The 8,109-nt window shown below is 43.3% G+C and carries 8 protein-coding genes; 4 read left to right on the top strand and 4 right to left on the bottom strand.

What is annotated here, in order from left to right:
- Window positions 1-527: 527 nt before the first annotated feature.
- The 4 genes from J7K40_01240 to J7K40_01225 are packed head-to-tail and all read left to right on the top strand — an operon-like array spanning window position 528 to window position 4,286.
- The gene (locus tag J7K40_01240; GenBank protein MCD6161023.1) at window positions 528-1,985 is read left to right on the top strand and encodes a trimethylamine methyltransferase family protein; all 1,458 of its coding nucleotides are present in this window, start codon (window positions 528-530) and stop codon (window positions 1,983-1,985) included.
- The gene (locus J7K40_01235) at window positions 1,985-2,698 is read left to right on the top strand and encodes a hypothetical protein (GenBank protein MCD6161022.1); all 714 of its coding nucleotides are present in this window, start codon (window positions 1,985-1,987) and stop codon (window positions 2,696-2,698) included. The genes J7K40_01240 and J7K40_01235 overlap by 1 nt, the downstream gene beginning before the upstream one ends.
- 27 nt (window positions 2,699-2,725) lie before the next feature.
- Window positions 2,726-3,364 carry a corrinoid protein gene (locus J7K40_01230; GenBank protein MCD6161021.1) on the top strand — a complete coding sequence of 213 codons (639 nt, stop codon included), beginning with the start codon at window positions 2,726-2,728 and terminating at the stop codon, window positions 3,362-3,364.
- A gap of 1 nt (window position 3,365) precedes the next feature.
- Window positions 3,366-4,286 (top strand): homocysteine S-methyltransferase family protein, encoded by a 921-nt coding sequence (locus J7K40_01225; GenBank protein MCD6161020.1) that lies wholly within the window; start codon window positions 3,366-3,368, stop codon window positions 4,284-4,286.
- A gap of 326 nt (window positions 4,287-4,612) precedes the next feature.
- Here J7K40_01225 and J7K40_01220 read toward each other — a convergent pair whose 3' ends face one another.
- The 4 genes from J7K40_01220 to dnaJ form a co-directional block, all read right to left on the bottom strand.
- Window positions 4,613-4,948: a histidine triad nucleotide-binding protein gene (locus J7K40_01220; protein MCD6161019.1), complete on the bottom strand. Its 336-nt coding sequence runs from the start codon at window positions 4,946-4,948 to the stop codon at window positions 4,613-4,615.
- Complete coding sequence (locus J7K40_01215) at window positions 4,945-5,691, bottom strand: 16S rRNA (uracil(1498)-N(3))-methyltransferase (protein MCD6161018.1); 747 nt, start codon at window positions 5,689-5,691, stop codon at window positions 4,945-4,947. The genes J7K40_01220 and J7K40_01215 overlap by 4 nt, the downstream gene beginning before the upstream one ends.
- A 101-nt stretch (window positions 5,692-5,792) precedes the next feature.
- The gene (locus J7K40_01210; protein ID MCD6161017.1) at window positions 5,793-6,668 is read right to left on the bottom strand and encodes a 50S ribosomal protein L11 methyltransferase; all 876 of its coding nucleotides are present in this window, start codon (window positions 6,666-6,668) and stop codon (window positions 5,793-5,795) included.
- Between the two features lie 3 nt (window positions 6,669-6,671).
- Window positions 6,672-7,826 carry a molecular chaperone DnaJ gene (gene dnaJ, locus J7K40_01205; GenBank protein ID MCD6161016.1) on the bottom strand — a complete coding sequence of 385 codons (1,155 nt, stop codon included), beginning with the start codon at window positions 7,824-7,826 and terminating at the stop codon, window positions 6,672-6,674.
- Window positions 7,827-8,109 lie beyond the last annotated feature (283 nt).

Below are 8,109 nucleotides of genomic sequence, written 5' to 3'. Positions count from 1 at the left end.
GAAATCTAATTCCTCCTGTCGGCGGACAGGCATGAAATATTATGCAAAGCAAAAAAAATAGAACTTGGGTGCTTATAAAGATATTCTAACGACCTATTGTTTTATAGGTTACGGTTTAAGCAAGTTTAATTTATCGTATATCAATTGGAGAATTCTGTTGAAAAGCCGGAAAGTAGTGGAACTACATAATAAGTTAAAATTATTCGGAATTATAGTTAGTATTTAGCGCTAATAACACACCCCCTGACCACTCTCAAGAGGGGAATAATAATAATGTTGGTGCGCGAGGATGTACGCCAACCACCCTAATTCCTCTCAAGAGAGGGGAAATATTTACCTTAGCACATTATATGATTATGCAATTTAAAAGTCCTTCTTAAGTTGTATGTAGGATTCTCCGTTTTAGAAAAAATAAGGAAACTCCATAATTTTATACATCTTGATTAAATAGGATAATTCTATTAACTTCACGCCTAAAGAACCTGAAAAAGTTTTGGATTTTTGGGGATAGCGAAAGGAGTTTCACGGTGAGACCGGCAATAAAATTCTTAAGCGATGAGTTGATAGAAAAAATTGTTTCGGAGGGCAGGGAGATTATCTGCAAACTTGGCGTTGCGATACATAACCAAGGCGTGTTGTCTATGCTGTCAGACCATGGCGCTAAAGTTGACATGGATAAAAATCATGTATATTTCACTCAGGATATCATTGACAAAAGCTTAAAAGCCGCTCCTGCATCATTTAAGCTGTATGACTCGCTTGGCAATGAGGCGGTTGACCTTTCGGGTTTCAATGTTAATTTTACGCCTGGCTCCGCCGCTATAAACATCCTTGATTATGATACAAATAAAATACATAGACCATCATCATTAGATTATGCGCACTATGTTAAATTAATGCGCGGTATGAACCATATCGCCTCGCAGTCAACGGCGATGGTTCCCGGCGATGTGCATGAAAATATCTCCGATAGTTACAGGCTTTATCTCAGCCTGATGTTTTGCGAAAAGCCGGTAGTAACCGGAACGTTTACTATCGAGGCGTTTGAGATTATGAAAGACCTTCAACTGGCGGTTCGCGGGTCTAAGGAAAATTTAGCTGCTAAGCCGTTGACAATATTTTCATGCTGTCCAACCTCGCCAATCAAATGGAGTGATGTTACCTCGCAAAATCTTGTTGACTGCGCAAAATATTCGATACCAGTAGAATATATCTCGATGCCGCTTTCGGGGTTTATGGCGCCGGTTACGCTGGTCGGGTCGCTTGTCCAGCATACAGCCGAAACCTTAAGCGGTTTAGCTATAAGCCAATTATCCAACCCCGGCACGCCGGTATTGTATGGCGGTTCGCCGGCGATATTCGATGTTAGGTATGAGACAACCCCAATGGGCGCTATTGGCACCATGATGATGGATTGCGCCTATAATGAAATCGGCAAGTATCTCGGCCTGCCAACTCAAGCATATATCGGTCTTAGCGATGCAAAACTGCTTGATGCTCAAGCCGGATTGGAATCATCTATGGGGGCAACGCTGGCGGCGTTGGCAGGTATTAACAATATCTCCGGTCCCGGTATGCTCGATTTTGAAAGCTGTTTCAGCCTCGAAAAGCTTGTCCTTGATAACGAAATATGCGGCATGACCCGGCGCATGCTTGAAGGCATCGAACCGAAAGAGGATTTCCCCTCATTGCCGAGATTCGAAGAACTGTTAAAAGAAGGGCATCTGTTGATATCAGACCATACCCGCCGTTATCTCAAGGAGGAAATCTATTTCCCCGGCCAGGTAATAGACAGGGCTAATAGTTCGAGATGGCAGGAGGAGGGAAGTTTGTCCCTACAGAAAAGAGCGCACAGGGAAGTTGAAAAAATTGTTAATGCTTATGAACCTGTCAGGTTGTCTGATGATATCAAAAGCGAAATTACGAAACTAATGAAAGCCGAAGCCCGCCGTTTTGGTATGGATAACCTGCCGAAGATGGATTGATGAGAAAGACACTTGATGTTAAGATAAATGATGTTACTCCATCGCCTGTTGATGTTCTAAAGGGGCAGGGAATACCTGAAGGCGCATCTGTTGATGGTAGAATATTGCGGCTGGCTGAGGATGCAATTGCGGTTTATAAAAAGCTTTCCGAACCGGCTGGCATTCTAATGGAGATATCAAAGCTTGATTTCGAGAATATCTATAATGGCGAGGGGCAAAACGAGCCTGAAACGCCATTAGATTCGATTTGGCAATCGGCTGATAGTTTTGCCTTGTTTGCTATTACTGTCGGTGAAAAGTTAAGCGCTGAAATTTCACGGCTATTTGCTGTAAATGAATTTGCGGCAGGGGCTATGCTTGATTCCGCCGCCTCTTATGGCGCGGAGTTAGCCGCTGAAACTACTGAAAATTATTATAGCGGTTATCTGAAAACCGAGGGACGTTTAAATCCGGCTATGGGGATTTTGCGTTTCAGTCCCGGTTATTGTGGGTGGCATATAAACGCCCAGAAAAAACTGTTTGAGTATCTTAAACCGATAGAAACAGGCATTGAACTTGGCGAAAGCTTCCTTATGAAACCATTGAAGTCTATAAGCGGAGTGATTATAGCCGGCCGTAAAGAGATATTCATATTTGATGATGTCTTTCCATTCTGCGGCGATTGCGATACGCATTCATGCCGGGGTAGAATTAAAAAAGTAATGGAACAATAATATATTCAAATAAATACCGGAGAAATTATGGAAATTTTAAAACAGTTATCCGAATGCCTTCAGAAAGGCGATACCGATGGAGCAGCTAAGCTTACCCAAAATGCTATCGATAACAAACTTGATACGAAAGATATTCTTGATGATGGCCTGATAGCCGGTATGGCTGTTGTCGGAAAGAGATTCAAAGCGCATGAGATATTTTTGCCGGATGTTTTATTAGCAGCCCGCGCCATGTATGCCGGTTTGGATTTGTTAAAACCGCTGTTGATTAAGGAAGACATTCCTACCATAGGCAAAGTTGTTATAGGCTCGGTGCAGGGCGATCTGCATGATATCGGCAAGAACCTTGTGGGTATAATGCTTAAGGGAGCGGGGTTTGAAATAATCAATCTCGGCAATGATGTTGCGCCTGAGAAATTTATCGAGGCGGCTATAGAAAATAACGCAGATGTTATCGGCATGTCGGCACTTCTGACAACTACAATGCCGGTAATGAAAAAAGTAATCAAGCTGGCTAAAGAGCGTGGAATCTATGGCAAAGTAAAATTCATTATAGGCGGCGCGCCTGTATCTGATGATTATGCCAAAGAAATTGGCGCGGATGCCTACTGTTTCGATGGCATCAAGGCTGTCGATAGCGTCAAGGCATTTATTGGAGCTGCATGAAATGACGAGTCTGCTTGATTGCTTGCAAGAACGCCGCATTCTGCTTGCCGATGGCGCTATGGGAACCATGTTGTTCCAAAGAGGATTGAAAGCAGGCGACTGTCCTGAAAAACTTAACCTCGATAGACCTGATATCCTTGAAGAAATCGCTTTAGCCTATCTCAAGGCAGGCGCTGATATAATTCAGACAAATACATTCGGAGCCTCTCCGCTTAAGCTTGCCCAATACTCTCTTGATGATAATACCGAGGAGATTAACGCCAGCGCTGTTCGGGCTGTACGAAATGCTGTCGATGATAAAGCATTTATTTCCGCTTCGGTGGGACCATGCGGTAAACTGCTTCTGCCTTATGGCGATACTAACCCTGAGGAAATACAACAAGGATTTGAAAGGCAGGCAATGGCATTGGCTGCTGAGGGACTTGATATGATATGCATCGAAACCATGACCGATATAGCCGAGGCGGCACTGGCTATTAAAGCCTGCAAAACAATAGCGCCCTCTATTCCTGTCTGCGCGACTATGACTTTTGATTCTACGCCAAGAGGATTTTTCACGATTATGGGTGTTAATATCGAACAAGCGGCTAAAGGGCTAAAGGAGGCTGGGGCTGATATTATAGGCTCGAATTGCGGCAACGGTATCGATAATATGATTAAAATTGCCGCGGAGTTTAAAAAGCATACAGAGCTTCCCCTGATTATTCAATCGAATGCAGGCTTGCCGGTTCTTAAAAATGATATGCCTGTTTATCTTGATACCCCCGAATTTATGGCGGATAAATCTATAGAGCTTATCGAAATTGCCATGCCTATCGGCAGACAGGGCGTAATTATCATTGGCGGATGCTGCGGCACAACGCCGGAACATATAGCGGCATTTAGAGAAGTTATTGATGAATATAAGGCGCGGACGATTTAAGACATTATCTTGAAATGTATTACATAATTACCCTTAGTTTCCGCAACAGTGCTGGTGCACGAGGACGTACACCAATCACAAATATAGTTTGACTGATATGTATACAACATGTATAGTTTATATATACACTATACATATTAAGAAGTGTATAACTATCAGAATTGTCGGAAGCAACTTCCGACAACTCAAAGTAATTTCCGATAGCTCAAAATAACTTCAGATAGCACAAAAATATAATCCGGGTTGATAAGATTTTAAGATGCTAAACGGCGCTTGATAGCCGGAACGGAATCGTTCCCGATAATATGAAAATGATATATTTTATCCTATCCCGGCGGCCAGGATAACCATCGCCCGCCCAGCAAATGAACATGAAGATGATAAACCGATTGCCCGCCATGCTCACGGCAATTTATAAGAGTGCGATATCCTTTTTCGGATATGCCCGCCTTTTGAGCCAATTTAGCCGCTTGCGACATCAACTTGCCGAGTATCTCCGGCGGGGCATCCTCGATAGTAATGTAATGTACTTTGGGAATAAGCAGAATGTGCGTTGGCGCCTGGGGGTGTATATCATCGAAAGCGAGCATATCATTATCCTCATAGATAATATCAGCCGGCATCTTGCGGGCAATGATATCGCAAAAAATACAGTTTGTCATAATTCTCCCGCCGTTGACAATACTAAAGAGGCAAAAACAACGGCGGCGGTCTCAACTCTCAGCCGCCTCGGGCCAAGCTTGACCGCTTTAAATCCCGCTTTTAGAGCCCTATCAACCTCTATATCGGAAAGGCCGGATTCGGGACCGACCAGCAGTAATATATCGCGCATTGCGCTATCAATCAAGGCGGCAAGCGGTGATGGTTCTGATTTCATGTCGGCAATCAATGAAGTGTCATAATCATCGCCAAAAACCAGGATGTCATCCAATCTTACCGGCGGCATAATTTCCGGCACGACAGTCCGCAATGATTGTTTGGCGGCGCTGACCGCTATTTTTTGCCAGCGCGATAGTTTCCTAACAGCCCGATTATCAGGGCAATCCTCAGCTAATGTCTTTTCAGACGTGAAAAAAATAAATTTATTAATGCCAATCTCTGTGCCCTTTTCAATTATGTAATCAATTTTTGCGGGTCGACATAAACCAACCGCCAGAGTTGTTTTAAGAAGCGGTTCGTTTTCCAGACGAGTAGAATTAATGATTTCGCCGACAACCTTTTTTAATGTTATCGATTTTATAACCGTTCGATACTTTTTGCCATTGCCATCAATGGCATAAAATATATCACCCTTTTGAGCCCGAAAGACTTTCGCTAAGTGATGAGATTCGGTCTCATCGAGATGCAAAATATTATCATTTATTGTCTTAGGGTCAACAAGAAAGTTTGTGGTTTTAATATCCATTTGACTTCACTTAAAATCATTCGCATCAATATCAAAATAGCAAATGCTTGCTTCATGTTGTCGGACTGCCGTACCCGACAGTTATCGTCTGCCGCCTCATTCTATATTTTTTTCATGCCGATATAACTTATCCATTCATCGCCGGCAATCTCATCGATAATATTATATGGTATCCCATCTATAAAATCCAGAAAACGCTGCTTATCAGAGTAAGGTATTCCTGAATATATGATGCGTCCATTTGATTTAAGAGACTTATCAAGATTATCACAAGCGGCGATAATCTGATTGATACTTAAATTAGCCGCAATAATATCACAGGGATATTCGGCAATGAAATTACCGGATTCAATTAGTTCTATATCGACATCATTCAAGGCAAAGTTTTCACGAGCACAATCAATCGCCTCGGGGTCAATATCGCAGGCGATTACTTTCGGGGCGCCCATTTTATACGCCGCAATCGCCAGAATCCCACTGCCGCAGCCATAGTCAAAAACGCTTTTATTCTCGACTCCAAGCTTTTCTATTGCCATCAGACATTGGGCTGTTGTCTCGTGATGACCGGTGCCAAACGCCATTTTGGGATCGATTACTATTTCAATTTCGCCCGGTTGAATCTGACAACTTGCCCAAGTTGGGCGCACTACGATTTTTTCGGTAATATGAATAGGTACGAATGATTTTTCCCAGCCTGCCTGCCAATCCTCCGCCTCGATATTCTCAAGCGCAATAAGCTTGTAATCAGAACCGGGGAAATATGAACGAACTTGCCCAAAAAATAATTCAACTTCTTCAGTTGTAAACGAACTGCCTTTTTGCAATGGCAAATATGCTGTTAATACGGTATGCCCGTTTAGCCTGCCATCATCGACAACCAATCCGCCCGTATTGCGCTCTAATAGAAAATTCGAGAATGCTTCCATAATATCATTACTACAGGCAATGCTTATTTTTTGATATTGTTCGACTGACAAATTTTATACACCAAGGGTATCGCGCAGTTTCTCAAAGAAAGATTTATCAGTTCTGAGCGGATGGGCTTTTTGATGCTTAGTCAATTGTTTAAACAATTCCCGCTCATCAGAGGATAGTTTGGTAGGCGTAATAACAAGAACTCTTATTAATTGATCACCTCTGCCATAGCCGTTTAGATGAGTTATCCCTTTTCCTTTAAGTCGAAAAATTTTACCGGATTGAACGCCAGCTGGGATTTTTAAACTGATTTTGCCATCGAGAGAGGCAATCTCAATCTGGTCGCCAAGCGCGGCTTGACAGAAACTTATTCCCTGTTCAATAAAGATGTCATCGTTATGACGGGTAAAAATAGGGTGTTCCTTTTCCTCGATTACTACAAGCAAATCGCCCGATACACCTCCACGCGGACCGGCATCACCGGCATTTCTAACAGGAATGTAATTCCCTGAAGAAACTCCCGGCGGAATTTTAACTTTGATAGTAGATTGCCCTTTAACCCGGCCATTACCGGCGCACTCAAGGCATGGTTTTTCGATGATACTGCCTGTGCCATTGCAATAGGGGCAAACAGTAACATTAACAAACTGGCCGAACAATGAGCGGGATACTGTTTTCTGCTGGCCGCTGCCATTGCATCGAGGACACGGTTTTTCGCTGGTTCCTCTTTCACGCCCGGTACCATTACAGCGATCGCAAGTTACCAGATGTTTAACCTTAATCGATTTTTCTACGCCCGAGGCTATTTCCTCTAAGGTTAATTCCAACTTTACCTGAAGGTCGCGGCCTTTTTGAGGGCCGCGGCGATGACCTCTGGCATTGGCATCACCAAAGATGCTTTCAAACCCGAAACCGCCGCCAAAGTCTCTCATGAATGCCCGCAAAGCATCGCTTAAATCAAACCCGAAGCCATTGGCTCCCCCAAAACCGCCGCTTGATAATCCCTGATAACCATATTGGTCATAAATACGACGTTTTTGCTGGTCTTTTAACACCTCATAAGCTTCCGTCGCTTCCTTGAATTTATCCTCGGCGGTTTTGTCGCCGGGGTTCTTGTCGGGATGGAATTCAAGCGCTTTGCGGCGGTAAGCTTTTTTTATATCATTTTCGCTGGCATCCCTGGGGATTTCCAACACTTCGTAAAAGTCTCTTTTTTCCATAATCAAAATTTTTGTCGATGGAATATAGGATATTTAAAGTTTTAAGTCAACATCAAGAATGAAGGAGTTTCCCAAAATTTTTTTAATTTACCGCAGGTCGGGTTCCGAATGAGTCCGCCTAAGGCGGACGAATGAAAAACCCGACACATCTCGCAGCAATATAAGGCTTTTTCCCTTAGCAAATCTTCTGTCAAAGTCAAAATGTCGGGTTTCTCCGCCGCGGCGGGGGAATGACATCATTATAGCATCCGCCTAAGACGGACAAAAGGCCGGACAGTAGTGA

The sequence above is a fragment of the Candidatus Zixiibacteriota bacterium genome (assembly GCA_021159005.1).
GTDB lineage: Bacteria > Zixibacteria > MSB-5A5 > UBA10806 > 4484-95 > JAGGSN01.
Note: the sequence above shows the minus strand (reverse complement) of the source record. Positions and strands in the feature narration are given on the sequence as shown.